This is a genomic window from Escherichia sp. KCJ4928, assembly GCF_004352695.1.
Lineage (GTDB): Bacteria > Pseudomonadota > Gammaproteobacteria > Enterobacterales > Enterobacteriaceae > ECMA0423.
Genome location: NZ_SJWV01000051.1, coordinates 1 through 25,648, shown reverse-complemented (window position 1 = coordinate 25,648; position 25,648 = coordinate 1). Strand labels below are relative to the sequence as shown.

At 51.6% G+C, this 25,648-nt stretch carries 26 protein-coding genes and 2 rRNA genes; 19 read left to right on the top strand and 9 right to left on the bottom strand.

Features of this window, described 5'->3' with window-relative positions; all coding sequences use genetic code 11:
- From E0D98_RS10310 to kgtP, 3 genes are all read left to right on the top strand, one after another.
- Window positions 1-115 (top strand): 23S ribosomal RNA (locus tag E0D98_RS10310); the annotation flags it as partial.
- Between the two features lie 94 nt (window positions 116-209).
- Window positions 210-325, top strand: a 5S ribosomal RNA gene (gene rrf / locus E0D98_RS10305).
- A gap of 325 nt (window positions 326-650) precedes the next feature.
- The gene (gene kgtP, locus E0D98_RS10300; RefSeq protein WP_000841103.1) at window positions 651-1,949 is read left to right on the top strand and encodes an alpha-ketoglutarate permease; all 1,299 of its coding nucleotides are present in this window, start codon (window positions 651-653) and stop codon (window positions 1,947-1,949) included.
- Here the strand turns inward: kgtP and E0D98_RS10295 are convergent.
- The 5 genes from E0D98_RS10295 to trxC all read right to left on the bottom strand — a co-directional run bounded on the left by E0D98_RS10295 (window position 1,946) and on the right by trxC (window position 7,660).
- Window positions 1,946-2,269: a YfiM family lipoprotein gene (locus E0D98_RS10295; RefSeq protein ID WP_001378313.1), complete on the bottom strand. Its 324-nt coding sequence runs from the start codon at window positions 2,267-2,269 to the stop codon at window positions 1,946-1,948. The two genes, kgtP and E0D98_RS10295, sit on opposite strands and share 4 nt — an antisense overlap.
- A 43-nt stretch (window positions 2,270-2,312) precedes the next feature.
- Window positions 2,313-3,668 (bottom strand): CDP-diacylglycerol--serine O-phosphatidyltransferase, encoded by a 1,356-nt coding sequence (gene pssA / locus E0D98_RS10290; RefSeq protein ID WP_000949265.1) that lies wholly within the window; start codon window positions 3,666-3,668, stop codon window positions 2,313-2,315.
- Between the two features lie 113 nt (window positions 3,669-3,781).
- Window positions 3,782-6,442 carry a protein lysine acetyltransferase gene (pat, locus tag E0D98_RS10285; protein WP_000083007.1) on the bottom strand — a complete coding sequence of 887 codons (2,661 nt, stop codon included), beginning with the start codon at window positions 6,440-6,442 and terminating at the stop codon, window positions 3,782-3,784.
- Window positions 6,443-6,473: 31 nt separating this feature from the next.
- Window positions 6,474-7,172 carry a tRNA-uridine aminocarboxypropyltransferase gene (gene tapT, locus E0D98_RS10280; RefSeq protein WP_001298975.1) on the bottom strand — a complete coding sequence of 233 codons (699 nt, stop codon included), beginning with the start codon at window positions 7,170-7,172 and terminating at the stop codon, window positions 6,474-6,476.
- A gap of 68 nt (window positions 7,173-7,240) precedes the next feature.
- Window positions 7,241-7,660, bottom strand: a complete 420-nt coding sequence (gene trxC, locus E0D98_RS10275) for a thioredoxin TrxC (protein WP_001098726.1) — start codon at window positions 7,658-7,660, stop codon at window positions 7,241-7,243.
- Between the two features lie 206 nt (window positions 7,661-7,866).
- Between trxC and E0D98_RS10270 the strand changes: the two genes are divergently transcribed.
- Entirely contained in the window at window positions 7,867-8,904 is a 1,038-nt protein-coding gene (locus E0D98_RS10270; protein ID WP_000997411.1) for a tRNA/rRNA methyltransferase, read from the top strand.
- A gap of 47 nt (window positions 8,905-8,951) precedes the next feature.
- Here the strand turns inward: E0D98_RS10270 and ung are convergent, their stop codons facing one another.
- Window positions 8,952-9,641, bottom strand: coding sequence for a uracil-DNA glycosylase (ung, locus tag E0D98_RS10265; protein ID WP_001262723.1), 690 nt, complete (start codon window positions 9,639-9,641; stop codon window positions 8,952-8,954).
- 304 nt (window positions 9,642-9,945) lie between these two features.
- Here ung and grcA point away from each other — a divergent pair, with 304 nt between their 5' ends.
- Window positions 9,946-10,329 carry an autonomous glycyl radical cofactor GrcA gene (grcA, locus tag E0D98_RS10260; RefSeq protein WP_000627807.1) on the top strand — a complete coding sequence of 128 codons (384 nt, stop codon included), beginning with the start codon at window positions 9,946-9,948 and terminating at the stop codon, window positions 10,327-10,329.
- A 54-nt stretch (window positions 10,330-10,383) separates the two neighbouring features.
- Here the strand turns inward: grcA and eamB are convergent, their stop codons facing one another.
- Window positions 10,384-10,971: a cysteine/O-acetylserine transporter gene (gene eamB / locus E0D98_RS10255; protein WP_000189206.1), complete on the bottom strand. Its 588-nt coding sequence runs from the start codon at window positions 10,969-10,971 to the stop codon at window positions 10,384-10,386.
- A gap of 102 nt (window positions 10,972-11,073) precedes the next feature.
- On the opposite strand from eamB, the gene E0D98_RS10250 reads away from it, so the two are divergent.
- Window positions 11,074-11,955 carry a LysR family transcriptional regulator gene (locus E0D98_RS10250; RefSeq protein WP_050877161.1) on the top strand — a complete coding sequence of 294 codons (882 nt, stop codon included), beginning with the start codon at window positions 11,074-11,076 and terminating at the stop codon, window positions 11,953-11,955.
- Window positions 11,956-11,987: 32 nt separating this feature from the next.
- Here E0D98_RS10250 and srmB read toward each other — a convergent pair whose 3' ends face one another.
- Window positions 11,988-13,322 carry an ATP-dependent RNA helicase SrmB gene (srmB, locus tag E0D98_RS10245; protein ID WP_000219196.1) on the bottom strand — a complete coding sequence of 445 codons (1,335 nt, stop codon included), beginning with the start codon at window positions 13,320-13,322 and terminating at the stop codon, window positions 11,988-11,990.
- A gap of 131 nt (window positions 13,323-13,453) precedes the next feature.
- On the opposite strand from srmB, the gene trmN reads away from it, so the two are divergent.
- Window positions 13,454-14,191, top strand: a complete 738-nt coding sequence (trmN, locus tag E0D98_RS10240) for a tRNA(1)(Val) (adenine(37)-N(6))-methyltransferase TrmN (RefSeq protein WP_001297411.1) — start codon at window positions 13,454-13,456, stop codon at window positions 14,189-14,191.
- On the opposite strand, the gene nadB is transcribed toward trmN, so the two are convergent.
- Complete coding sequence (gene nadB / locus E0D98_RS10235; RefSeq protein WP_001094499.1) at window positions 14,176-15,798, bottom strand: L-aspartate oxidase; 1,623 nt, start codon at window positions 15,796-15,798, stop codon at window positions 14,176-14,178. The two genes, trmN and nadB, sit on opposite strands and share 16 nt — an antisense overlap.
- A 255-nt stretch (window positions 15,799-16,053) precedes the next feature.
- On the opposite strand from nadB, the gene rseD reads away from it, so the two are divergent.
- From rseD to acpS, 12 genes are all read left to right on the top strand, one after another.
- Entirely contained in the window at window positions 16,054-16,209 is a 156-nt protein-coding gene (gene rseD / locus E0D98_RS10230) for a rpoE leader peptide RseD (RefSeq protein WP_001303621.1), read from the top strand.
- Entirely contained in the window at window positions 16,206-16,781 is a 576-nt protein-coding gene (gene rpoE / locus E0D98_RS10225; RefSeq protein ID WP_001295364.1) for an RNA polymerase sigma factor RpoE, read from the top strand. Before rseD ends, rpoE begins: the two co-directional genes overlap by 4 nt.
- Window positions 16,782-16,813: 32 nt before the next feature.
- A complete protein-coding gene (gene rseA / locus E0D98_RS10220) occupies window positions 16,814-17,464 on the top strand; it encodes an anti-sigma-E factor RseA (protein ID WP_001168459.1) in 651 nt (216 codons plus the stop codon).
- Window positions 17,464-18,420, top strand: a complete 957-nt coding sequence (gene rseB / locus E0D98_RS10215; RefSeq protein WP_000812053.1) for a sigma-E factor regulatory protein RseB — start codon at window positions 17,464-17,466, stop codon at window positions 18,418-18,420. The genes rseA and rseB overlap by 1 nt, the downstream gene beginning before the upstream one ends.
- Window positions 18,417-18,896 carry a SoxR-reducing system protein RseC gene (rseC, locus tag E0D98_RS10210; protein WP_000589070.1) on the top strand — a complete coding sequence of 160 codons (480 nt, stop codon included), beginning with the start codon at window positions 18,417-18,419 and terminating at the stop codon, window positions 18,894-18,896. Before rseB ends, rseC begins: the two co-directional genes overlap by 4 nt.
- 197 nt (window positions 18,897-19,093) lie before the next feature.
- Window positions 19,094-20,893, top strand: coding sequence for a translation elongation factor 4 (gene lepA / locus E0D98_RS10205; protein ID WP_000790168.1), 1,800 nt, complete (start codon window positions 19,094-19,096; stop codon window positions 20,891-20,893).
- 15 nt (window positions 20,894-20,908) lie between these two features.
- Window positions 20,909-21,883, top strand: coding sequence for a signal peptidase I (gene lepB, locus E0D98_RS10200; RefSeq protein ID WP_000002542.1), 975 nt, complete (start codon window positions 20,909-20,911; stop codon window positions 21,881-21,883).
- Window positions 21,884-22,154: 271 nt separating this feature from the next.
- The gene (rnc, locus tag E0D98_RS10195; protein WP_001068343.1) at window positions 22,155-22,835 is read left to right on the top strand and encodes a ribonuclease III; all 681 of its coding nucleotides are present in this window, start codon (window positions 22,155-22,157) and stop codon (window positions 22,833-22,835) included.
- A complete protein-coding gene (gene era, locus E0D98_RS10190) occupies window positions 22,832-23,737 on the top strand; it encodes a GTPase Era (protein ID WP_000020737.1) in 906 nt (301 codons plus the stop codon). Before rnc ends, era begins: the two co-directional genes overlap by 4 nt.
- An 11-nt stretch (window positions 23,738-23,748) precedes the next feature.
- The gene (gene recO, locus E0D98_RS10185) at window positions 23,749-24,477 is read left to right on the top strand and encodes a DNA repair protein RecO (RefSeq protein ID WP_000399393.1); all 729 of its coding nucleotides are present in this window, start codon (window positions 23,749-23,751) and stop codon (window positions 24,475-24,477) included.
- A gap of 11 nt (window positions 24,478-24,488) precedes the next feature.
- Window positions 24,489-25,220, top strand: a complete 732-nt coding sequence (gene pdxJ / locus E0D98_RS10180) for a pyridoxine 5'-phosphate synthase (RefSeq protein WP_001297412.1) — start codon at window positions 24,489-24,491, stop codon at window positions 25,218-25,220.
- A complete protein-coding gene (gene acpS / locus E0D98_RS10175) occupies window positions 25,220-25,600 on the top strand; it encodes a holo-ACP synthase (RefSeq protein ID WP_000986029.1) in 381 nt (126 codons plus the stop codon). The genes pdxJ and acpS overlap by 1 nt, the downstream gene beginning before the upstream one ends.
- The last annotated feature ends 48 nt before the right edge of the window (window positions 25,601-25,648 follow it).

Below are 25,648 nucleotides of genomic sequence, written 5' to 3'. Positions count from 1 at the left end.
TGACTCCTTGAGAGTCCTGAAGGAACGTTGAAGACGACGACGTTGATAGGCCGGGTGTGTAAGCGCAGCGATGCGTTGAGCTAACCGGTACTAATGAACCGTGAGGCTTAACCTTACAACGCCGAAGCTGTTTTGGCGGATGAGAGAAGATTTTCAGCCTGATACAGATTAAATCAGAACGCAGAAGCGGTCTGATAAAACAGAATTTGCCTGGCGGCCGTAGCGCGGTGGTCCCACCTGACCCCATGCCGAACTCAGAAGTGAAACGCCGTAGCGCCGATGGTAGTGTGGGGTCTCCCCATGCGAGAGTAGGGAACTGCCAGGCATCAAATTAAGCGAAAGGCCATCAGTCACGATAGCCTTTTTGCGTTGGCGCAGAAAAAAATGCCTGATGCGACGCTGCGCGTCTTATACTCCCACATATGCCAGATTCAGCAACGGATGCGGTTTCCCCAACTTGCCTACTTCCATACGTGTCCTCCTTACCAGAAATTTATCCTTAAGCTCCTCAATAACCATTTTCCTGCTAACTAAATTCATGGTTAAGGTTGCATAATGATACGCAACAAATGTATAACATTTTCTTTACCAAAAGAAATAGATAAAAGCGACCGACAAAAGCATCGGATTACGGCAGGAGACATAATGGCATGGCTGAAAGTACTGTAACGGCAGACAGCAAACTGACAAGTAGTGATACTCGTCGCCGCATTTGGGCGATTGTGGGGGCCTCTTCAGGTAATCTGGTCGAGTGGTTCGATTTCTATGTCTACTCGTTCTGTTCACTCTACTTTGCCCACATTTTCTTCCCTTCCGGGAACACGACGACTCAACTACTACAAACAGCAGGTGTTTTTGCTGCGGGATTCCTGATGCGCCCAATAGGCGGTTGGCTATTTGGCCGCATAGCCGATAAACATGGTCGCAAAAAATCGATGCTGTTATCGGTGTGTATGATGTGTTTCGGATCGCTGGTTATCGCCTGCCTCCCAGGTTATGAAACTATAGGTACGTGGGCTCCGGCATTATTGCTTCTCGCGCGTTTATTTCAGGGATTATCTGTTGGCGGAGAATATGGCACCAGCGCCACCTATATGAGTGAAGTTGCCGTTGAAGGGCGCAAAGGTTTTTACGCATCATTTCAGTATGTGACGTTGATCGGCGGACAACTGCTAGCCCTACTGGTTGTCGTGGTTTTACAACACACCATGGAAGACGCTGCACTCAGAGAGTGGGGATGGCGTATTCCTTTCGCGTTAGGAGCTGTGTTAGCTGTTGTGGCGTTGTGGTTACGTCGTCAGTTAGATGAAACTTCGCAACAAGAAACGCGCGCTTTAAAAGAAGCTGGATCTCTGAAAGGATTATGGCGCAATCGCCGTGCATTCATCATGGTTCTCGGTTTTACCGCTGCGGGCTCCCTTTGTTTCTATACCTTCACCACTTATATGCAGAAGTATCTGGTAAATACTGCGGGAATGCATGCCAACGTGGCGAGTGGCATTATGACTGCCGCATTGTTTGTATTCATGCTTATTCAACCACTCATTGGCGCGCTGTCGGATAAGATTGGTCGCCGTACCTCAATGTTATGTTTCGGTTCGCTGGCAGCCATTTTTACCGTTCCTATTCTCTCAGCATTGCAAAACGTTTCCTCGCCTTATGCCGCTTTTGGTCTGGTGATGTGTGCCCTGCTGATAGTGAGTTTTTATACATCAATTAGTGGAATACTGAAGGCTGAGATGTTCCCGGCACAGGTTCGCGCATTAGGCGTTGGTCTGTCATATGCGGTCGCTAATGCTATATTTGGTGGTTCGGCGGAGTACGTAGCGTTGTCGCTGAAATCAATAGGAATGGAAACAGCCTTCTTCTGGTATGTGACCTTGATGGCCGTGGTGGCGTTTCTGGTTTCTTTGATGCTACATCGCAAAGGGAAGGGGATGCGTCTTTAGTGACGGGTCAGTTGCCAGACGGTATAGCCGGTGCTTGCACCGGCGACATCCCAGGCCAAATCCTTCCAGCTCCAGCCGCTCCCTTCGGGGCGGCTATCCCAAAGTTCTTTTGACGCGCCCAGCCCAACAGAGAACATCAGCCCGAAAGTGGCACTGCGATCGCGACTCATCCCCTGATGCTGTGCATATTCATTTCCGGCGGCGGAAAGCATCGCCGAGGCGATAAAGTGTTGAGCTTTATCCTGCCCGCTCCAGCTATCGTTAGCCATATGGCTGCATCCAGAAAGTAACAATAGCGAACAGACAAAAAGAATACGCAAAACGTGGCCTCCAAAACAAACCCCGTACAGGACGGGGTTGTGATTACAGGATGCGGCTAATTAATCGGTCGATGCGGATACGGCGTAAACGGCGGATGAGTTTACGAACCTTCACCGGATAATCGGCAATACTTTGCAGGTCGCGATAGTGCTTAACGATGGTGGTATGCTCGCGGATCAGCTCCAGTTCTTTCTCTCGCTGCGGCGCAAGCTCCAGTTGTGGATCGTGGATCAAAATGGCGTTTTCCAGATCCAGACGCCAGGCGCGCGGGTTCAGGTTATTACCGGTGATCAACATCCACTTATCATCAACCCACATCCCTTTCAGGTGATAGGTGTTGTCGTCATCTTTCCATAACCGAACCACTAGCTGGTCAGTATTGACGTAATACTGCAAACGGCTCAGGAAACGACGCAGATTGATCTCATAGAGATAAGGCAATGCGCCAATTATCTTGAAAGGTTCATCTTCCGGAATGTAGAAGTCGTTCGCGGTTTTATCACCAACAATAATTTCGACCTTTTTCCCTTCGCGCAGCAACTGGATAATATTGCGCACAAGGATTGCTGGCAGGTTGAAGTATGGCGTACAGATGGTTAGTTTCTGCTCGGCACAAGGCATAAGATGGAAAATGGTCTTGTTCAACAGACTCGATTTCCCCAGCCCCACTAGCGGCGTTACGGAAAGCTGATCGTTGTCGGCATCGCCCTGGAAATGATAAGCGGCATCACGCAGCTCCTGGCGGAACAGACGAATATCGTTCTTGATTTCCGGGCTTTTTGGCCGATTAACATCATCCAGACGATTAACGCCGCGGCCATTCATAATATTCTGTGTAACCCATTCAAACATAATGTCTGACATCTTACGGTTACGGATCAGATGATAACGGTCGTAGCGATATTTATCGTGCTGATGCAGGTAAACATCGTTCAGGCTGGCACCGCTATAAAGTACGCTATCGTCGATGATAAAGCCTTTAAAGTGCAGAACACCAAGGGCTTCACGGGTATTGATTGGAACGCCATAAACCGGAACATCTACGCCCGGATTTTCCTGCGCCATGCGGCAGTACCAGTCAGCGTTAGTGTTAGATGCCGCAGCGCCAATGCGTCCACGTTGTGCACGATGCCAGTCGACCAGCACCCGCACATCCAGTTCCGGACGCTGCCTTTTAGCTTCATACAACGCGTTCAGAATGCCTTTGCCACCGTCATCCTGTTCGAGATACAGGGCGACAATGCAAATGCGCTGCTTCGCGCTGGCTATTTTTTCCAGCAGCGTCTCCCGGAAGTCGGCGGGAGCGTAAAAGAAATCGACATCATCAACTGATTGAGAAATCTTGGGTAGTTGGGCAAGGTGTTGTTGATGTTTATTACGCTTAAATTTTGACAACATCACAGTGCATTTCTTCTCTGTTCATTGAAGGGTCCTCTGTGCAATGCAGACGACATAAGCGGGCAATAATAACACCAGTCCCGATTAAGTGGTCAACATTTCCAGTACCTTACTCATGATTCCTCGCGTTGGGCAAGATTTAGCGTAAGCCCAACGATCCCCTCTTCGAGCTGGATATCAACGTTAAACCCGAGCTTGCGGGCTAGCGCCACCATGCCACGATTGTTTGGCATCGTAATACCATTCAGACGTTGTAGTCCGTGATCTCGCGTATAGGTAATCAACTTTTCCATTAAGCGTCGACCTAAGCCTAACCCTTTGAGATCCGAGCGAACCAGCACAGCAAATTCGGCATCGATGTTATCAGGATCGGAAATCGCACGCGTGACGCCGAGGATCTCTTCCGTTTGATCAATACGTCGTACCGCTACAAACGCCATTTCCCGATCGTAGTCGATCTGTGTCATGTTGGCTAAATCTTCATGGGTAAATTCGTTGATCTCGCTAAAGTAGCGGTAATAAAGATCTTCTTTGGTGACTCGCGAAATGAATTGCTGAAGTTGTGGCTCATCTTCTGGCAAAATCGGGCGGAACAAGCAGCGTTCACCGTTTTTCAATTCTACCCATTCTTCCAGCTGATGCGGATAAGGGCGCACTGCCAGCCGACTCTCGTTATCGCCTTCAAACGGCGAGATATCCAGCGTGACATCCAGCGCGGTAAATTCACTGCCAGAAGCCAGCAAAGGATGAATATCCAGACGCTGAATTTCCGGGCAATCGACAATCAAGTTGGAAACCTGCACCAGAAGCTGGCTCAAGCCTGCAACATCCAATGGGCGTAGCGCACTGCGTGCACGAATCTTTTTACTTTTGATCCCCTGAATAACCAGATAGCGGGCCAGGTTCATGTTCAGCGGCGGTAACGCGACGACGGCTTGATCTTCAGGACGCCACTCCACACCGCCTTCGCCCAGCATGATCAACGGCCCGAAAACCGGATCGTGCTCAACCACAACCCGCAACTCCTGAGCACCAGCACGGTTAGCCATACTTTGCACCAACAGGCCGTGGACCCGTGCCTGCGGCCAGGCCATTTTTACGCGATCGAAAATGGCGTTTGCCGCTTGCTGGACTTCATTGGCTGTACGCAGGTAGAGCATGACGCCCTGAACTTCCGATTTATGTGGAATATCCGGCGAACGCAATTTCAGCGCCACCGGATAACCAATCTGTTCGGCAATATGCACCGCTTCGGTGCTATCGCTGGCAATCCAGGTGGGGAGCGTGTTCATGCCATATGCTTGCAGGATAGGCTGAACTTCATGGGTATCGAGTGACGTTGCTCCTTCGGCAATCGCCTGTTGCAACAGAAGATGCGCTTCTGCGGTATTGGAGGTCAGATTGCTGGGCAACGCCGGCGTTTCGCGTAGTTGCTTCTGATTACGCCGGTACTCCACCATATGCATAAAAGCAGTGATGGTTCCTTCCGGGGTACGGTAGGTCGGCAGCCCGGCTTCGCTGAATAATCGTCGTGCCTCTTGCGAGGAATGTTCGCCACACCAGTTCGTCAGCAGAGAAACATACTTGCTGCGGGGATGATGCTTTACCGCTTCAATTAATACTTGCGCGCTTTCTGTTGCGGGAGCAGCGGCGCTGGGCGAATGAATAACCATCAGCGCATCAAAATCCTGGCTGTGGAGCAGAATGTCCAGCGTTTTAATATAGTGCTCACTGCTGGCGTCATCGCGCAGATCGAGCGGGTTAGAGATTGCCACATGTCCTGGCAGTGCATCGCGCAGTTTCTGGCAGGTTTCTTCGCTTAGTGTTGCCAGCTTGCCATTGCGTGACCATAAGGCATCAAGCGCCAGCGCGGCAGGCGCAGCACCGTTGCTGATAATCATCAACCGGTCGCCACGCAGCGGGCGCATATGGCTAAGGGTTTCCACCGCCGAAAACAGTTCGTGGGTGTCCTGTACCCGCAACAAACCGGCACGCTGAATAGCCGCATCCCACGCCGGATCCATTCCTGCCGTGGTGTTCAACAGACGTTGAGCCGCCGGGCTACGTCCGCTTTTAATCACCAGAATCGGTTTGTTGCGAGAGGCACTACGGGCCGCCGAAACAAAGCGTCGCGCGTCGCTTAACTGTTCGAGATAGAGCAGGATGGCGCTGGTTTTACTGTCGCGTGCCAGATAGTCAAGCAATTCATCAACGTCGATATCCAGGCTGTCGCCGAGCGCAATAAAGTAGGAAAAGCCCATCTTACGCTGTTGCGCCCAGTCGAGGATGGTGTTGGAGACGGCAGCCGATTGCGAAATAAACGCCAGCTTGCCGCGTTTAATCGGCACAGGCGAAAAGCTGGCATTCAGACCTTGCCAGGGAGCCAGTAAACCCAGACTGTTTGGTCCAAGCAGGCGCATGTTATGGCGCAGGGCGCAGGCGCGGAGATCTTCGTGTTGCGATGCCGGGGCGGAAAGAATAATGCAGGTTTTACAGCCTTTCTCGCCGAGCTCTTCCAGAAGAGCAAGATTACGGCTGGCATTGGTACATAAAACCGCAAGGTCGGGTGTAAAGGGCAAGCTGGCAATATCCGGCCAGGCCAACACACCCAACACCGCTTTCCAGGCTGGCGTCACCGGGAGTACCGGTCCGTTAAAGCCTCCCGCCAGCAGGTTACGCATCATCAGGTAACCTGCGCGATTGGGTTTCATCGACGCGCCAATTACCGCTATCGATTTTGGTCGCAGTAGTGCTTCCAGTCCTCGCTGACTCATACCGGTCTCCCGCAGAAGTGACCGAATGATTTTAAACGCTTTCTAACTGTTCTGCTGTGATGCTACCCAGATGTTGCGTTTTTCCTGCCAGATAGCGTGTTTTAAAGCGGGTAAAATGCTCGCCTAACCCTGCTGCCGCCCCGGTATCGCTGGCCATATCTAACAGTGCGATGGCTACCTCGGCAGTACAATATTGGCCTGCAGCCTGGGCTTCACGCAGGCGATAGGCAGAAAGCCGGGAAAGATCGACGGAAATGACGGGAAGATTATCCAGATACGGACTTTTACGAAACATCTTGCGAGCTTCCGGCCAGGTACCATCGAGCATGATAAACAGCGGTGGCTTACCGGCAGGTGGTGTGAAGATCACTTCCCGTTGCTCATCAGCATACGAAGCGGGAAAGACCACCATTGGCTGATAGTCCGGGTTTTGCACCAACTCCAGCAAATCCTGCGAGGGTTCGGTACGCGACCATTGAAACGCAACGGTATCAGGCAAAATATCAGCAATCAGACGCCCGGTATTACTGGGCTTCATTGGCTCGGTGTCGAACATCAGCAAACAGAAGCGACTTTTTGCTTGTGCTGGGGTAATTGTCGAACAGAGACATAATTTCTCTGGCAAAAGACAGCGTTGGCAGCGACGAACGCGATTACCGCGGGCAAGAAAAGGACGTGTTGCGCGCGCAATACGCTCGGCGCGTAACTGGAGAACAGCGTTTTCGGTCATAAGAGAGCGTCGAAAAAACGCCATTGTCGCAGAGGAGAAAACGGGGCACAAGATGCGCCCCGGTAAGATTAAAGAGATTCGTTCAGCCAGCTGTCGAACGGCGCTTTCGGTACTGCGCCATTAAGCATGTCGACAACCTGACCGTTTTTGAAAATCATGATCGTCGGTATACTACGAATTCCAAAGCGACTGCTCAATTCACGTTCAGCTTCGGTATTCACTTTCACAAAGCGCACTTTACCGCTACGCTCTTGCGCGACATCTTCAAAAATTGGTGCGAAATTACGGCAGGGGCCGCACCACGGTGCCCAGAAGTCGATCACCACAGGTAGATCATCCTTCAGCAATTTGTCGAGTGTTTCACCGGTCGCATTAATCACCTCTCCGTCAAACAAGTCGTGACCGCAGCGTCCGCATTTTGCCGCATCTTCGATCCGATCGTCGGGAATGCGATTGATGGCCTGACAATGGGTACAAACGGTATTCATAACTAACCTCGGGATGAGTAAGGAGACTTATCGGCAACGACGCCGGTATGTTTCTAATATGTTACATATTATCGGGGACATTGTTCCAGACAACAATCTGTTTTATTCAATAGGTATGATAGTCGCAGGCTTTGGTACGAAATCATGGCGAACCGCGCGGACTTCGGGTAATCTGCGCGCTTCGCGCAGCGCTGGTGGAGAAAAGCATGAACGATGAAATGAAAGGTAAAAGCGGCAAGGTCAAAGTGATGTATGTCCGCAGTGATGATGATTCTGATAAACGTACCCACAACCCGCGTACCGGGAAAGGGGGCGGGCGTCCAGGAAAATCTCGTGCTGACGGTGGCCGTCGCCCCGCCCGCGATGACAAACAGAGTCAGCCCCGTGACCGCAAGTGGGAAGATTCGCCGTGGCGCACGGTTTCCCGCGCGCCGGGTGATGAGACGCCGGAAAAGGCCGATCACGGTGGCATCAGTGGTAAAAGTTATATTGATCCAGAAGTTTTGCGTCGTCAGCGTGCGGAAGAAACCCGCGTCTACGGCGAAAATGCATGTCAGGCACTGTTCCAGAGCCGTCCGGAAGCGATTGTTCGCGCCTGGTTTATCCAGAGCGTAACGCCACGTTTTAAAGAAGCCTTGCGCTGGATGGCGGCAAACCGCAAAGCGTACCATGTGGTGGATGAAGCGGAATTGACAAAAGCGTCAGGCACGGAACATCACGGCGGCGTTTGCTTCTTGATCAAAAAGCGTAACGGTACAACCGTGCAGCAGTGGGTAAGCCAGGCAGGCGCGCAGGATTGTGTACTGGCGCTGGAAAACGAATCTAACCCGCATAACCTGGGTGGCATGATGCGCAGCTGCGCGCACTTCGGCGTGAAAGGCGTTGTGGTGCAGGATGCGGCACTGCTGGAGTCGGGGGCGGCTATCCGTACCGCAGAAGGCGGCGCAGAGCACGTTCAGCCGATTACTGGCGACAACATTGTTAACGTGCTGGATGATTTCCGTCAGGCAGGTTACACCGTAGTGACCACTTCCAGCGAGCAGGGTAAACCGCTGTTCAAAACCAGTCTGCCAGCGAAAATGGTACTGGTGCTGGGTCAGGAATATGAAGGGTTACCGGATGCCGCACGCGATCCGAACGATCTGCGCGTGAAGATTGACGGTACGGGCAACGTTGCCGGGCTGAATATCTCTGTCGCAACCGGCGTTTTGCTTGGTGAATGGTGGCGTCAGAATAAAGCCTGATAAATCAGCCGGGTGGCAACTCTGCCATCCGGCATTTCCCCGCAAATTTACTCACTCTCTGCCGGTAATACTGGCATCCAGTCAATCGGCGTCTCGCCACGTTGTTCCAGCCACTGATTTGCCAGCACAAAATGGTTGCAGCCAAAGAATCCACGATGCGCCGAAAGCGGCGACGGATGCGGTGCTTTCAGTACATGATGGCGTTGCTTATCTATAATCGCCCCTTTCTTTTGCGCATGTGATCCCCACAACAAAAACACCACGCCTTCGCGGTGCTGGTTAATCAGGCTGATGACTTTATCAGTAAACGTCTCCCAACCGAGGCTGGCGTGGGAATGCGCCTGACCTGCGCGAACCGTCAACACAGTATTGAGCAGCAGAACGCCCTGACGCGCCCAGCTTTCGAGATAGCCATGATTAGGGCGGGTGAAGCCCGGAATAGTATTTTCCAGCTCTTTATACATATTCAGCAGTGACGGAGGAGTGGCGATTCCGGGGCGAACGGAAAATGCCAGCCCATGCGCCTGTCCCGGTCCGTGATAAGGATCCTGGCCGAGAATCACCACTTTAACGTCACCCAACTCGGTAAAGCGGAACGCGTTAAAGACATCTTTTTGTGGTGGATAGATAGTGACGCCGGACTGCCGCTCGCTGGCGACGGTCTGAAGGGTATTAAGAAAATAGGGTTGCTGCTTCTCTTCAGCCAGCACGTCATGCCAGGTTAATTCGTTAGCCATCTCGCTCTCCTGCGAATCTTCAATCCGCCTAGCTTAACTGCTTATTTCTACAGAACAAAATCATGCTCATTTTTTAGACTTAAACGAGTGCAAAAAAATGTAAATTGGTAAAATTTCACACCCGCATAAGTTGATGTAAAACAATAAAATCCATTTGCGACCACAATCGATGTGTGGTTTTTATTGATTTAAATCAAGGAATCAAAGGTTGTTGAGGAGTATATATACACTCAAGCAACAATGGTTTTACCAATTGGCCGCGACAGGCTGAATAAATCAAATAATTTTGCCGGGGAGGCATCACATGATTACAGGTATCCAGATTACTAAAGCCGCTAACGACGATCTGCTGAACTCTTTCTGGCTGCTGGACAGCGAAAAAGGCGAAGCGCGTTGCATCGTTGCAAAAGCAGGTTATGCAGAAGATGAAGTGGTTGCAGTAAGCAAACTGGGTGACATTGAATACCGTGAAGTTCCAGTAGAAGTGAAACCAGAAGTTCGCGTTGAAGGTGGTCAACACCTGAACGTTAACGTTCTGCGTCGTGAAACTCTGGAAGATGCAGTTAAGCATCCGGAAAAATATCCGCAGCTGACCATCCGTGTATCAGGTTATGCAGTTCGCTTTAACTCTCTGACTCCGGAACAGCAGCGCGACGTTATCGCTCGTACCTTTACTGAAAGCCTGTAAGGCTTAAGTAGCAAGTTACTAAGCGGAAGAGGGCGACCTCTTCCGCTTTTTTAATTAATAGAAAATGCGTACCGCGCAATAGATCAGCAGCAGCGCGAGCACGATATTTAACTGGCGACCATACTGGCGAAACAATCGCTGAAACAGATGCCCCGCCAGCGCCCAGCACACATTACCAAACGTCCCAATCATCGCCAGCAAAACGCTGACGCCAACTACCCAGCTTAGCGCCTGTGTTTGCGGCAGAACAAACGTCGACAGTGCCGTAACACCGTACAAAATGATTTTGACGTTCACAAACTGCAAAGCAAAGCTGGCCCAAAAGCTGATTGGTTTTGCCTGAAGTCCGTCTTCCTTTGTTGGGCTGGTGGCGATTTTCCACGCCAGCCAGACAATATATGCCGCCCCCGCCCAACTCAAAAGGTGTACCGCTGCCGGGTCAATCACTGCCAGTGAAAATGAAATGCCCGCACACAGTAACATCACAATCAAAAATCCCAGACTCATCCCTGCCAGCACGCGGGTACTTTGACGAAATCCATGCGACGTAGCAGAGCTAAGGGCGAGAATATTGTTCGGTCCTGGCGTCATGGCGGTAATCAGGGTGTAAGTCCAAAAAGCACTTAAAAGGGTCGGTGTCACTTGTTATCTCCTCTGTTTTGGTAGACAGTACCCGACACGGAACATTTAAAAAAATGAATGTTTTTACATTCTAAATTCGATATTTTCGATAGGTTTGGGGTTATGGATCTGCGCCGTTTTATTACACTTAAAACCGTGGTGGAAGAGGGTTCCTTTTTGCGAGCTTCGCAAAAATTGTGCTGTACACAATCGACGGTGACTTTTCATATTCAGCAGCTTGAGCAGGAGTTCTCGGTACAATTGTTTGAGAAAATTGGTCGACGAATGTGCCTTACCCGCGAAGGAAAAAAGTTGCTGCCGCACATCTATGAACTTACCCGAGTGATGGATACGCTTCGTGAGGCTGCGAAAAAAGAGTCGGATCCGGACGGGGAACTACGCGTTGTTTCAGGCGAAAGGTTGCTCTCTTACCGAATGCCGCAGGTGTTGCAGCGTTTTCGGCAACGCGCTCCAAAAGTGCGTTTATCGTTGCAGTCGCTGAACTGTTACGTGATCCGTGATGCGCTACTGAATGATGAGGCCGATGTCGGGGTTTTTTATCGCGTAGGGAATGATGATGTTCTGAACCGACGAGAGTTGGGTGAACAACCGCTGGTGCTGGTGGCTTCACCGCAAATTGCAGATATCGATTTTACTGAGCCGGGAAGACATAACGCCTGTAGCTTTATTATCAACGAACCACAATGTGTCTTCCGGCAGATATTTGAGAGCACGCTGCGCCAGCGGCGGATCACGGTGGAAAACACCATTGAGCTTATAAGTATCGAAAGCATCAAGCGTTGTGTCGCGGCAAATATCGGGGTCAGTTACCTGCCGCGCTTTGCAGTGGGAAATGAACTTGCGAGTGGCGAATTAATCGAATTGCCTTTTGGCGAACAGACGCAGACCATTACGGCAATGTGCGCTCACCATGCCGGAAAAGCGGTTAGTCCGGCGATGCACACTTTTATTCAGTGTGTTGAAGAGTGTTTTGTGGCTGGATAAAAATAATGCCGGGCTTAAACCCGGCATTGAGATTACTCTTCTGTCGTTTGCGGTGGCACGCCCGTTCCGCTTGGTTTACGGCGCTTACCAATATTTTTGGTATCGCGATGGCGTTTTTTCACTCGCGGCTTCTCTTTCTCTTTAACTTTTTTCTTCTCGGCGCGTTTTGCCAGTACTTTCTTCGATGGCTTGCCGGTCTGCTTCTCGCTTGGCGCACGCGTTTTCGGGCGTAACTCATCAATAACGCGAGCTTTAATTGGCTCTTCAATATAACGGCCAACTTTGCCCAGCAGCAAATGGTCATGGGCTTCCACCAGCGAAATCGCGGTGCCTTTACGACCGGCGCGCGCGGTACGTCCGATACGGTGCAAATAAGTATCGCCACTGCGCGGCATATCGAAGTTAAAGACGTGGCTGACGTCAGGAATGTCGATACCGCGCGCGGCAACATCGGTTGCAACCAGTACGTTTACGCGACCTTCGGTCAAACGCTTGATCGCTTCGTTACGCTTGCCTTGTACCATCTCACCTTCGAGATAGCAGTTGTTGATGCCCGCTTCGCGCAGCCAGTTTGCCAGCTCATGCACACGTTCACGCTTACGCACAAACACAATTGAGCGGGTCGCTTCAGGCTGTTTTAACAGATGCACCAGCAACGCGGTTTTATGCTCAAGATCATCGGCGCGGTAATACCACTGATGAATTTTTTTGCGCTCACGGGTGGACGGATTCGCAGAAACTTCCACCGGATCCTCCAGCAGACGCTCGGCAAAGTCCTGAATCGCATCGCCTTCCAGCGTTGCCGAAAAGAGCAGGGTCTGTTTACGCCAGCGAGTTTCGCCAGCAATATGTTCGATATCCTGAGCAAAGCCCATATCCAGCATACGGTCTGCTTCGTCGAGGATCAGCGTTTCAACCGCGCGGCAATCGAAGTTCTCTTCTTTTATGTATTGCAGCAGACGTCCGGTCGTGGCGACCACGATGTCCTGATTTTCGCTGAACACTTCCGCGTGGTTCATATAGGCTACGCCGCCGGTGATGGTGGCGATATCCAGATGCGTATGTTTCGCCAGTTCGCGGGCATGATCGGCCACCTGCATCGCCAGCTCGCGAGTTGGGGTGAGGATCAAAATACGCGGCGGACCGGATTTCTTACGCGGGAAATCGAGCAGGTGCTGCAACGCTGGCAGCAGATACGCCGCCGTTTTACCGGTGCCTGTCGGCGCAGAACCGAGTACATCACGGCCATCGAGCGCAGGCGGAATGGCGGCAGCCTGAATGGCGGTCGGGCGAGTGAAACCTTTATCCTGGAGGGCTTCCAGCAGGCTTTCGTCGAGTTCAAGTTCGGAAAAAGTCGTTACAGTCATGTTCTACCTCTGTGTGGGGCGCTGATTATAGACGTTACGGCTGCAATCTTCATCTGTTTGTATGGATATCGCTTCTCGGGTATTGTTCTCACCCGGTGCTATCGCCGTTTTTCCTGCAAGGTTTTATTTTCATGTCACAGTCTACATCCGTGCTTCGTCGTAATGGATTTACTTTTAAACAGTTTTTTGTTGCTCACGATCGCTGTGCGATGAAAGTGGGAACGGATGGCATTTTGCTGGGCGCATGGGCACCGGTGGCTGGGGTGAAACGTTGCCTTGATATCGGCGCGGGTAGCGGGTTGCTGGCATTAATGCTAGCGCAGCGAACCGATGACAGCGTGATAATTGATGCCGTTGAGCTGGAAAGTGAAGCTGCCGCGCAGGCGCAGGAAAATATCAACCAGTCCCCGTGGGCAGAGCGGATTAACGTCCATACGGCGGATATTCAGCAGTGGATCACACAGCAGACAGTACGCTTCGATTTAATCATCAGTAACCCACCTTACTATCAGCAGGGAGTAGAGTGCGCGACCCCTCAACGGGAACAGGCTCGCTATACCACTACGCTTGATCACCCATCGCTGCTGACCTGTGCGGCGGAGTGCATTACCGAAGAGGGATTTTTCTGCGTAGTGCTGCCAGAGCAGATTGGTAATGGTTTTACGGAGCTGGCATTAAGCATGGGCTGGCATTTACGTTTGCGGACGGATGTGGCGGAAAACGAAGCGCGACTGCCGCATCGGGTGCTGCTGGCATTCTCCCCGCAGGCGGGAGAATGCTTTAGCGATCGCTTAGTCATTCGTGGGCCAGACCAGAACTATTCCGAAGCGTATACGGCGCTGACCCAGGCTTTTTATCTGTTTATGTAATGATTGCCGGGGGAAAGGATCGACGGACCGGAATGGGTGAGCAGTTCCGGATAATCCAGCGTGAAATGCAGGCCACGACTCTCCTTGCGCATCATCGCACAGCGAACAATCAATTCCGCAACCTGCACCAGATTACGCAGCTCCAGCAAATTATTTGAGACGCGGAAATGGGCGTAATATTCGTCTATTTCTTGTTGGAGCATGGTTATCCGCCGCAGGGCGCGTTCCAGGCGCTTCGTTGTGCGCACAATGCCAACGTAATCCCACATAAACAGCCGTAGCTCGTGCCAGTTATGCTGAATTACTACCCGTTCGTCAGGGTTCTCAACGCGGCTTTCATCCCACGGCGGTAACGTACTGACGCCGTGGGCATCAGGCATACGTCTGGTGATATCTTCTGCCGCCGACCAGCCATAGACCAGACACTCCAGCAATGAATTCGAGGCCATGCGGTTAGCGCCGTGTAAGCCGGTATAACTCACCTCGCCAATGGCATACAAGCCCTCGACGTCCGTACGCCCATGATCATCAACCATTACACCACCGCAGGTATAATGTGCAGCAGGCACAATCGGTACCGGTTCTTGTGTGAGATCAATCCCCAGCCCGAGCAATTTTTCATAAATCATCGGGAAATGCTGGCGAATAAAATCGGCGGGCTTATGGCTGATGTCGAGGAACATACAATCTGCGCCGAGGCGTTTCATTTCATGGTCAATGGCGCGGGCGACAATATCGCGCGGGGCCAGTTCGCCGCGCTCATCAAAATCGGGCATAAAACGCGTGCCATCCGGGCGCTTGAGATAAGCGCCTTCGCCGCGCAGTGCTTCCGTTAACAGGAAATTGCGTGCCTGTGGGTGATACAGTGCGGTAGGGTGGAACTGATTAAATTCGAGATTGGCAACCCGACAGCCTGCGCGCCACGCCATAGCAATGCCATCGCCAGAAGAAATATCCGGATTGGTGGTGTACTGATAAACCTTCGACGCACCGCCGGTTGCCAGTACCACTGCTTTTGCGTGGCAGGTTTCCACCGTTTCTTTATTTCGGTTCCATACCCACGCGCCAACAACCCGTCGCGTGCCCGGGAGGCCAATTTTGTCAGAAACAATCAGATCAACTGCGTTGCTGCGCTCCAGCACACGAATATTCGGATGGTTCTGCGCCTTGCTCACCAGCGTGGATTGTACTTCTCTACCGGTGGCGTCGGCGGCATGAAGAATACGACGGTGACTATGTCCACCTTCACGGGTCAGATGGTAGCTTTCTTCGCCATTCGGTTGAACGTGGGTATCAAACAAAACCCCTTGGTCAATTAACCATTGCACACAGGATCGTGCATTGCTGGCGACAAATTCAACTGCATGGCGATCGCAAATACCAGCCCCGGCAATCAATGTGTCTTCCACATGCGAGTCAATGCTGTCAGTTTCATCAAACACGGCGGCAATACCGCCCTGGGCATAAAATGTTGAACCTTCCGTTACCGGGCCTTTACTTAGAACGATGACCTGATGCTGGTCAGCCAGGCGTAGCGCCAGTGAAAGTCCGGCTGCGCCGCTACCGATAATCAACACGTCACATGAATGTTCTGGGAGAGTATTCATTTTCTTTGTTTAATTTACTAAACACCGTTTGGTCAGCATAGCATCATGTTGTGCGAATAAACACCTGCTATTTTAATATTTGTTACAGTGGCTAAACACGCTGACGCAGGGCGGCGAGAAAAAGAGAAGTTACTGGCTGGTGGAGGATTAGGTGGTGAAATAAAAAGGCCGTTGGGTTACTCTTCAGGCAGTTAAATGGGCATTTCTACACAGATAATGCGATGTTCAGATTCTGTAGACTTATAATGATAGATAATGATCCGTCTACAGCATGACAAACAAAAACAGATGCGTTACGGAACTTTACAAAAACGAGACACTCTAACCCTTTGCTTGCTCAAATTGCAGCTAATGGAGTGGCGTTTCGATAGCGCGTGGAAATTTGGTTTGGGGAGACTTTACCTCGGATGAGCGAGCAGTTAACGGACCAGGTCCTGGTTGAACGGGTCCAGAAGGGAGATCAGAAAGCCTTTAACCTACTGGTAGTGCGCTATCAGCATAAAGTGGCGAGTCTGGTTTCCCGCTATGTGCCGTCGGGTGATGTTCCCGATGTGGTACAAGAAGCTTTTATTAAAGCCTATCGTGCGCTGGATTCGTTCCGGGGAGATAGCGCTTTTTATACATGGCTGTATCGGATTGCTGTAAATACAGCGAAAAATTACCTGGTTGCTCAGGGGCGTCGTCCACCTTCCAGTGATGTGGATGCCATTGAAGCTGAAAACTTCGAAAGTGGCGGCGCGTTGAAAGAAATTTCGAACCCTGAGAACTTAATGTTGTCAGAAGAACTGAGACAGATAGTTTTCCGAACTATTGAGTCCCTCCCGGAAGATTTGCGCATGGCAATAACCTTGCGGGAGCTGGATGGCCTGAGCTATGAAGAGATAGCCGCTATCATGGATTGTCCGGTAGGTACGGTGCGTTCACGTATCTTCCGAGCGAGGGAAGCTATTGATAACAAAGTTCAACCGCTTATCAGGCGTTGACGATAGCGGGATACTGGATAAGGGTATTAGGCATGCAGAAAGAACAACTTTCCGCTTTAATGGATGGCGAAACGCTGGATAGTGAGCTGCTTAACGAACTGGCTCATAACCCAGAAATGCAGAAAACCTGGGAAAGCTATCACTTAATCCGTGACTCAATGCGGGGTGATACTCCCGAGGTGCTCCATTTCGATATCTCTTCACGCGTGATGGCCGCCATTGAAGAAGAGCCAGTACGTCAACCGGCGACATTGATCCCGGAAGCCCAGCCTGCGCCGCATCAATGGCAGAAAATGCCATTCTGGCAGAAAGTACGTCCGTGGGCGGCACAGCTTACCCAAATGGGCGTAGCAGCATGCGTATCGCTTGCAGTTATCGTTGGCGTCCAGCACTATAATGGACAATCTGAAACGTCCCAGCAGCCCGAAACGCCGGTATTTAATACACTGCCGATGATGGGTAAAGCCAGCCCGGTAAGCCTGGGAGTACCTTCTGAAGCGACCGCAAACAATGGTCAACAGCAGCAGGTACAGGAGCAGCGTCGTCGCATTAATGCAATGTTGCAGGATTACGAACTGCAACGCCGACTCCACTCTGAACAGCTTCAGTTTGAGCAGGCGCAAACCCAGCAAGCCGCTGTACAGGTGCCAGGAATTCAAACTTTAGGAACGCAATCGCAGTAATGAAGCAACTTTGGTTTGCCATGTCATTAGTGACAGGTAGCCTGTTATTCTCTGCTAACGCCTCGGCCACTCCCGCGTCCGGGGCGTTATTACAGCAGATGAACCTGGCCAGTCAGTCACTGAATTACGAGCTGTCATTCATCAGCATCAATAAACAGGGTGTTGAGTCTCTGCGTTATCGACATGCACGCCTCGATAACCGTCCTCTTGCACAATTGTTGCAAATGGATGGCCCGCGCCGGGAAGTGGTACAGCGTGGCAATGAAATCAGCTATTTTGAACCGGGACTTGAACCGTTCACGCTTAATGGCGATTACATTGTTGATTCTCTGCCATCGCTCATCTATACCGATTTCAAACGCCTTTCTCCTTACTACGACTTTATCTCCGTCGGGCGCACGCGTATTGCTGATCGTCTTTGCGAAGTCATTCGCGTGGTTGCCCGAGATGGTACACGCTACAGCTACATCGTGTGGATGGACACCGAATCGAAATTACCGATGCGGGTTGATCTCCTTGATCGCGATGGTGAAACGCTGGAACAATTTCGCGTGATTGCTTTTAACGTCAATCAGGATATCAGCAGCAGTATGCAGACGCTGGCGAAGGCAAATTTGCCGCCGTTGCTTTCTGTTCCTGTAGGTGAAAAAGCTAAATTCAGCTGGACGCCAACCTGGTTGCCACAGGGTTTTAGCGAAGTTTCCAGTAGTCGACGTCCGCTACCGACGATGGACAACATGCCTATCGAATCACGTCTCTATTCCGACGGATTATTCAGCTTCTCGGTAAACGTTAACCGCGCTACGCCATCGAGCACCGATCAGATGTTGCGCACCGGACGCAGAACCGTCAGTACAAGCGTACGTGATAACGCCGAAATCACCATTGTCGGTGAACTGCCGCCGCAAACGGCGAAACGCATTGCCGAGAATATTAAGTTCGGGGCAGCGCAATGATCAAAGAGTGGGCTACCGTCGTCTCCTGGCAAAACGGGCAGGCGCTGGTCAGTTGTGATGTTAAAGCTTCATGCAGCAGCTGCGCTTCACGCGCCGGTTGCGGTAGCCGCGTGTTAAATAAACTTGGCCCGCAAACCACGCATACCATTGTCGTACCCTGTGATGAGCCGTTAGTGCCGGGGCAAAAAGTGGAATTGGGGATCGCCGAAGGCAGCCTGCTTAGCTCCGCATTACTGGTTTATATGTCGCCGCTGGTGGGATTATTCCTCATCGCTTCGCTATTTCAGCTACTCTTTGCTTCTGACGTCGCAGCATTATGTGGTGCGGTCCTCGGCGGTATTGGCGGGTTCCTGATTGCGCGCGGCTACTCGCGTAAGTTTGCTGCCCGGGCAGAATGGCAACCGATCATCTTAAGCGTGGCATTGCCGCCTGGCCTTGTGCGATTTGAAACATCTTCGGAAGACGCGAGCCAGTGATTTCACTGGCTTTGTTGCATTTTGCATAACAAATGCGAGGACGTTTCCAGATACCACAATCCATACGGTATGAACATTTCCTCGCCTCAATGTTGTAGTGTAGAATGCGGCGTTTCTATTAATACAGACGTTAAGCTCAGAACAGCGACTTCTAAAAGCCTGGTTAACCGGGCATTAAGGCACAATAATCATACTTTATGAAGAATATACGTAACTTTTCGATCATAGCTCACATTGACCACGGTAAATCGACGCTGTCTGACCGTATTATCCAGATCTGCGGTGGCCTGTCTGACCGTGAAATGGAGGCGCAGGTTCTCGATTCCATGGATCTTGAGCGTGAGCGTGGCATAACCATCAAAGCGCAAAGCGTGACGCTGGACTACAAAGCGTCTGACGGCGAAACCTATCAGCTGAACTTTATCGACACCCCGGGCCACGTTGACTTCTCCTATGAAGTTTCCCGTTCGCTGGCTGCCTGTGAAGGTGCATTGCTGGTGGTCGACGCCGGGCAGGGCGTAGAAGCGCAAACCCTGGCAAACTGCTACACCGCCATGGAAATGGATCTCGAAGTGGTGCCGGTACTGAACAAGATTGACCTGCCGGCAGCCGATCCTGAACGCGTGGCGGAAGAAATTGAAGATATCGTCGGCATCGACGCCACCGACGCGGTGCGCTGTTCAGCGAAAACCGGCGTTGGCGTGCAGGACGTTCTCGAACGTCTGGTGCGCGACATTCCGCCGCCGGAAGGCGATCCGGAAGGCCCGTTGCAGGCACTAATTATCGACTCATGGTTCGACAACTACCTGGGCGTTGTTTCACTTATCCGTATTAAAAACGGCACCCTGCGTAAGGGCGACAAAGTGAAAGTCATGAGTACCGGGCAGACCTATAACGCCGACCGTCTGGGCATCTTCACGCCGAAACAGGTTGACCGCACTGAACTGAAATGTGGCGAAGTAGGCTGGCTGGTATGTGCGATTAAAGATATCCACGGCGCTCCAGTCGGCGATACCTTAACGCTGGCGCGTAATCCGGCAGAAAAGGCGCTGCCTGGCTTTAAGAAAGTCAAACCGCAGGTATACGCCGGTCTGTTCCCGGTAAGTTCCGACGACTATGAAGCCTTCCGTGACGCGCTGGGTAAACTCAGCCTGAACGATGCTTCACTGTTCTATGAGCCGGAAAGCTCCAGCGCGCTGGGCTTTGGTTTCCGCTGCGGCTTCCTCGGCCTGCTGCACATGGAGATCATCCAGGAACGTCTGGAACGTGAATACGATCTGGATCTGATCACCACTGCGCCGACCGTAGTGTATGAAGTTGAAACCACGTCAAGAGAAGTTATTTACGTCGACAGTCCATCCAAGCTGCCAGCGGTAAATAACATCTACGAACTGCGCGAGCCGATTGCCGAATGTCACATGCTGCTGCCGCAGGCATATCTCGGCAACGTTATTACGCTGTGCGTAGAAAAACGCGGCGTGCAGACCAATATGGTTTACCACGGTAATCAGGTGGCGCTGACGTACGAGATCCCGATGGCGGAAGTGGTGCTCGACTTCTTCGATCGCCTGAAATCTACCTCGCGTGGTTATGCGTCTCTGGATTACAACTTCAAACGCTTCCAGGCGTCCGACATGGTACGTGTAGACGTATTAATCAACGGTGAACGTGTTGATGCGTTGGCGCTGATCACCCACCGTGATAATTCGCAAAACCGCGGTCGCGAGTTGGTGGAGAAGATGAAAGATCTGATCCCACGCCAGCAGTTTGATATCGCCATTCAGGCAGCGATTGGTACGCACATTATTGCGCGATCCACCGTGAAACAGCTGCGTAAAAACGTACTGGCTAAATGTTATGGCGGCGATATCAGCCGTAAGAAAAAGCTGCTGCAGAAGCAGAAAGAAGGTAAGAAACGCATGAAGCAGATCGGTAACGTCGAGCTGCCGCAGGAAGCGTTCCTCGCCATTCTGCACGTCGGCAAAGACAACAAATAACCCTTAGGAGTTGGCATGGCGAATATGTTTGCCCTGATTCTGGTGATTGCCACACTGGTGACGGGCATTTTATGGTGCGTGGATAAATTCTTTTTCGCACCTAAACGGCGGGAACGTCAGGCAGCGGCGCAGGCGGCTGCCGGTGACTCACTGGATAAAGCAACCCTGAAAAAGGTTGCGCCGAAGCCTGGCTGGCTGGAAACCGGTGCTTCTGTTTTTCCGGTGCTGGCTATCGTATTGATTGTACGTTCGTTTATTTATGAACCGTTCCAGATCCCGTCAGGTTCGATGATGCCGACTCTGTTAATCGGTGATTTTATTCTGGTAGAGAAGTTTGCTTATGGCATTAAAGATCCTATCTACCAGAAAACGCTGATCGAAACCGGTCATCCGAAACGCGGCGATATCGTGGTCTTTAAATATCCGGAAGATCCAAAGCTTGATTACATCAAGCGCGCGGTGGGTTTACCGGGCGATAAAGTCACTTACGATCCGGTCTCAAAAGAGCTGACGATTCAACCGGGATGCAGTTCCGGCCAGGCGTGTGAAAACGCGCTGCCGGTCACCTACTCAAACGTGGAACCGAGCGATTTCGTTCAGACCTTCTCACGCCGTAATGGTGGGGAAGCGACCAGCGGATTCTTTGAAGTGCCGAAAAACGAAACCAAAGAAAATGGAATTCGTCTTTCCGAGCGTAAAGAGACACTGGGTGATGTGACGCACCGAATTCTGACAGTGCCGATTGCGCAGGACCAGGTGGGGATGTATTACCAGCAGCCAGGGCAACAACTGGCAACCTGGATTGTTCCGCCGGGACAATACTTCATGATGGGCGACAACCGCGACAACAGCGCGGACAGCCGTTACTGGGGCTTTGTGCCTGAAGCGAATCTGGTCGGTCGGGCCACGGCTATCTGGATGAGCTTCGATAAGCAAGAAGGCGAATGGCCGACTGGTGTGCGCTTAAGTCGCATTGGCGGCATCCATTAATAGCCATCTTCGTTCACGTTGTCGCCGTTATGGCGACAACGTGAATTATTTATGAGATAAATCTCCCGTGGCTAACGACATCCCCCGTCGTTGTGTATAGAATATTCCCCCGAAGTTTAAGGTTGGCACCTCCAGGTTGCCACGGCACACGAAACAGCGTTGGTCCCCATATACCGGTAAACTGAAACTGCAGCGAAGCAGTTAGCAGAGCCATGTATATCAGGTCTGTTTCGTGTGCTGAATTGTTGACGCATTTATTTATTGGTATCGCATGAACCCCATCGTAATTAATCGGCTTCAACGGAAGCTGGGCTACACTTTTAATCATCAGGAACTGTTGCAGCAGGCATTAACTCATCGTAGTGCCAGCAGTAAACATAACGAGCGTTTAGAATTTTTAGGCGACTCTATTCTGAGCTACGTTATCGCCAATGCGCTTTATCACCGTTTCCCTCGTGTGGATGAAGGCGATATGAGCCGGATGCGCGCCACGCTGGTCCGTGGCAATACGCTGGCAGAACTGGCGCGCGAATTTGAGTTAGGCGAGTGCTTACGTTTAGGGCCAGGTGAACTTAAAAGCGGTGGATTTCGTCGTGAGTCAATTCTCGCCGACACCGTCGAAGCATTAATTGGTGGCGTATTCCTCGACAGTGATATTCAAACCGTCGAGAAATTAATCCTCAACTGGTATCAAACTCGTTTGGACGAAATTAGTCCAGGCGATAAACAAAAAGATCCGAAAACGCGCTTGCAAGAATATTTGCAGGGTCGCCATCTGCCGCTGCCGACTTATCTGGTAGTCCAGGTACGTGGCGAAGCGCACGATCAGGAATTTACTATCCACTGCCAGGTCAGCGGCCTGAGTGAACCGGTGGTTGGCACAGGTTCAAGCCGTCGTAAGGCTGAGCAGGCTGCCGCCGAACAGGCGTTGAAAAAACTGGAGCTGGAATGAGCATCGATAAAAGTTACTGCGGATTTATTGCCATCGTCGGACGTCCGAACGTTGGCAAATCCACATTGTTGAACAAACTGCTGGGGCAGAAGATCTCCATCACCTCCCGCAAAGCGCAAACAACTCGTCACCGCATTGTGGGGATCCATACTGAAGGCGCGTATCAGGCGATCTACGTTGATACCCCTGGCCTGCATATGGAAGAAAAACGCGCTATTAACCGCCTGATGAACAAAGCGGCGAGCAGCTCTATTGGCGACGTTGAGCTGGTGATTTTTGTCGTTGAAGGCACCCGCTGGACGCCGGACGACGAAATGGTGCTCAACAAACTGCGCGATGGCAAAGCGCCGGTGATCCTCGCGGTGAACAAAGTGGATAACGTGCAGGAAAAAGCCGATCTGCTGCCGCACTTACAGTTCCTGGCAAGTCAGATGAACTTCCTCGATATCGTGCCGATCTCTGCTGAAACCGGGCTGAATGTCGACACTATCGCAGCAATCGTGCGTAAGCATCTCCCTGAAGCGACCCATCACTTCCCGGAAGATTACATCACCGATCGCTCACAGCGTTTTATGGCGTCTGAAATCATCCGCGAAAAACTGATGCGTTTCCTCGGCGCCGAACTGCCGTACTCCGTGACCGTGGAGATCGAACGTTTCGTCTCTAACGAACGCGGTGGTTATGACATCAATGGTTTGATTCTCGTTGAGCGTGAAGGGCAGAAGAAGATGGTTATTGGCAACAAAGGGGCCAAGATCAAAACCATCGGGATTGAAGCGCGTAAAGACATGCAGGAAATGTTCGAAGCGCCTGTCCACCTTGAACTGTGGGTAAAAGTGAAATCCGGTTGGGCCGACGACGAACGCGCACTGCGCAGTCTCGGTTACGTTGACGATCTTTAAGAGTCACTCCGATGGAAGGCTGGCAGCGCGCATTTGTCCTGCATAGTCGCCCGTGGAGCGAAACCAGCCTGATGCTGGACGTCTTCACGGAGGAATCGGGTCGCGTGCGTCTGGTTGCCAAAGGCGCACGCTCTAAACGCTCTACTCTGAAAGGTGCATTACAGCCTTTCACCCCTCTCTTGCTACGTTTCGGCGGGCGTGGCGAAGTCAAAACGCTGCGCAGTGCTGAAGCTGTCTCGCTGGCGCTGCCATTAAGCGGTATCACGCTTTACAGCGGTCTGTACATCAACGAACTTCTCTCCCGCGTACTGGAATACGAGACGCGCTTCTCTGAACTCTTTTTCGATTACTTGCACTGCATTCAGTCTCTTGCAGGTGCCACTGGTACGCCAGAACCCGCGCTGCGCCGCTTTGAACTGGCACTGCTCGGGCATCTGGGCTATGGCGTCAATTTTACCCATTGTGCGGGTAGCGGCGAGCCGGTAGATGACACCATGACGTATCGTTATCGCGAAGAAAAAGGGTTTATCGCAAGCGTCGTTATCGACAATAAAACGTTCACCGGAAGGCAGTTAAAAGCGTTAAACGCGCGGGAATTTCCTGACGCAGACACACTACGCGCCGCGAAACGCTTTACCCGCATGGCGCTTAAGCCGTATCTTGGCGGTAAACCATTAAAGAGCAGGGAACTGTTCCGGCAGTTTATGCCTAAGCGAACGGTGAAAACACATTATGAATGATGAGGATTGTCATGGCTGAATTACTGTTAGGCGTCAACATTGACCATATTGCAACGCTGCGTAACGCACGCGGTACTGCTTACCCGGATCCGGTGCAGGCGGCGTTTATTGCTGAGCAGGCGGGAGCGGACGGCATTACCGTGCATTTACGTGAAGATCGCCGCCACATTACTGACCGTGATGTGCGCATCCTGCGTCAGACACTGGATACCCGCATGAATCTGGAGATGGCGGTGACCGAAGAGATGCTGGCGATCGCCGTTGAGACGAAGCCACATTTTTGCTGTCTGGTACCGGAAAAGCGTCAGGAAGTAACAACCGAAGGCGGCCTGGACGTCGCAGGGCAGCGTGACAAAATGCGCGATGCCTGCAAACGTCTGGCAGATGCCGGGATCCAGGTTTCTCTCTTTATCGACGCCGATGAAGAGCAGATCAAAGCTGCGGCAGAGGTTGGCGCACCGTTTATCGAGATCCACACCGGTTGCTATGCTGATGCCAAAACTGACGCCGAACAGGCGCAAGAGCTGGCGCGTATCGCCAAAGCCGCGACCTTTGCCGCTAGTCTCGGTCTGAAAGTTAACGCTGGTCACGGTCTGACCTATCACAACGTGAAAGCTATTGCCGCCATCCCTGAGATGCATGAACTGAATATCGGTCATGCCATTATTGGTCGTGCAGTGATGACCGGACTGAAAGATGCGGTGGCAGAAATGAAGCGTCTGATGCTGGAAGCGCGTGGCTAATGGCAATATTAGGTTTAGGCACGGATATCGTAGAGATCGCTCGCATAGAAGCAGTGATCGCCCGATCCGGTGAGCGCCTGGCACGCCGCGTATTAAGCGATAACGAATGGGCAATCTGGAAAACGCACCACCAGCCGGTGCGTTTTCTGGCGAAGCGTTTTGCTGTGAAAGAAGCCGCAGCAAAAGCGTTTGGCACCGGGATCCGCAATGGTCTGGCGTTTAATCAATTTGAAGTATTCAATGATGAGCTCGGCAAACCACGGCTACGGCTATGGGGTGAGGCATTAAAACTGGCGGAAAAGCTCGGCGTTGTAAATATGCATGTAACGCTGGCAGATGAACGCCACTATGCTTGTGCCACGGTAATTATTGAAAGTTAAAATAATACCGTTCTCTTTAAAAAGTAAAACCCCCGAACTGGTAAGGAA

What these genes read in the sequence shown, in the direction of transcription:
- kgtP (WP_000841103.1), top strand. Translation starts at nt 651, where the DNA reads ATGGCTGAAAGTACTGTAACGGCAGACAGCAAACTGACAAGTAGTGAT.
- pssA (WP_000949265.1), bottom strand. Translation starts at nt 3,668, where the DNA reads ATGTTGTCAAAATTTAAGCGTAATAAACATCAACAACACCTTGCCCAA.
- pat (WP_000083007.1), bottom strand. Translation starts at nt 6,442, where the DNA reads ATGAGTCAGCGAGGACTGGAAGCACTACTGCGACCAAAATCGATAGCG.
- tapT (WP_001298975.1), bottom strand. Translation starts at nt 7,172, where the DNA reads ATGACCGAAAACGCTGTTCTCCAGTTACGCGCCGAGCGTATTGCGCGC.
- trxC (WP_001098726.1), bottom strand. Translation starts at nt 7,660, where the DNA reads ATGAATACCGTTTGTACCCATTGTCAGGCCATCAATCGCATTCCCGAC.
- E0D98_RS10270 (WP_000997411.1), top strand. Translation starts at nt 7,867, where the DNA reads ATGAACGATGAAATGAAAGGTAAAAGCGGCAAGGTCAAAGTGATGTAT.
- ung (WP_001262723.1), bottom strand. Translation starts at nt 9,641, where the DNA reads ATGGCTAACGAATTAACCTGGCATGACGTGCTGGCTGAAGAGAAGCAG.
- grcA (WP_000627807.1), top strand. Translation starts at nt 9,946, where the DNA reads ATGATTACAGGTATCCAGATTACTAAAGCCGCTAACGACGATCTGCTG.
- E0D98_RS10250 (WP_050877161.1), top strand. Translation starts at nt 11,074, where the DNA reads ATGGATCTGCGCCGTTTTATTACACTTAAAACCGTGGTGGAAGAGGGT.
- srmB (WP_000219196.1), bottom strand. Translation starts at nt 13,322, where the DNA reads ATGACTGTAACGACTTTTTCCGAACTTGAACTCGACGAAAGCCTGCTG.
- trmN (WP_001297411.1), top strand. Translation starts at nt 13,454, where the DNA reads ATGTCACAGTCTACATCCGTGCTTCGTCGTAATGGATTTACTTTTAAA.
- nadB (WP_001094499.1), bottom strand. Translation starts at nt 15,798, where the DNA reads ATGAATACTCTCCCAGAACATTCATGTGACGTGTTGATTATCGGTAGC.
- rseD (WP_001303621.1), top strand. Translation starts at nt 16,054, where the DNA reads ATGATCCGTCTACAGCATGACAAACAAAAACAGATGCGTTACGGAACT.
- rpoE (WP_001295364.1), top strand. Translation starts at nt 16,206, where the DNA reads ATGAGCGAGCAGTTAACGGACCAGGTCCTGGTTGAACGGGTCCAGAAG.
- rseA (WP_001168459.1), top strand. Translation starts at nt 16,814, where the DNA reads ATGCAGAAAGAACAACTTTCCGCTTTAATGGATGGCGAAACGCTGGAT.
- rseB (WP_000812053.1), top strand. Translation starts at nt 17,464, where the DNA reads ATGAAGCAACTTTGGTTTGCCATGTCATTAGTGACAGGTAGCCTGTTA.
- rseC (WP_000589070.1), top strand. Translation starts at nt 18,417, where the DNA reads ATGATCAAAGAGTGGGCTACCGTCGTCTCCTGGCAAAACGGGCAGGCG.
- lepA (WP_000790168.1), top strand. Translation starts at nt 19,094, where the DNA reads ATGAAGAATATACGTAACTTTTCGATCATAGCTCACATTGACCACGGT.
- lepB (WP_000002542.1), top strand. Translation starts at nt 20,909, where the DNA reads ATGGCGAATATGTTTGCCCTGATTCTGGTGATTGCCACACTGGTGACG.
- rnc (WP_001068343.1), top strand. Translation starts at nt 22,155, where the DNA reads ATGAACCCCATCGTAATTAATCGGCTTCAACGGAAGCTGGGCTACACT.
- era (WP_000020737.1), top strand. Translation starts at nt 22,832, where the DNA reads ATGAGCATCGATAAAAGTTACTGCGGATTTATTGCCATCGTCGGACGT.
- recO (WP_000399393.1), top strand. Translation starts at nt 23,749, where the DNA reads ATGGAAGGCTGGCAGCGCGCATTTGTCCTGCATAGTCGCCCGTGGAGC.
- pdxJ (WP_001297412.1), top strand. Translation starts at nt 24,489, where the DNA reads ATGGCTGAATTACTGTTAGGCGTCAACATTGACCATATTGCAACGCTG.
- acpS (WP_000986029.1), top strand. Translation starts at nt 25,220, where the DNA reads ATGGCAATATTAGGTTTAGGCACGGATATCGTAGAGATCGCTCGCATA.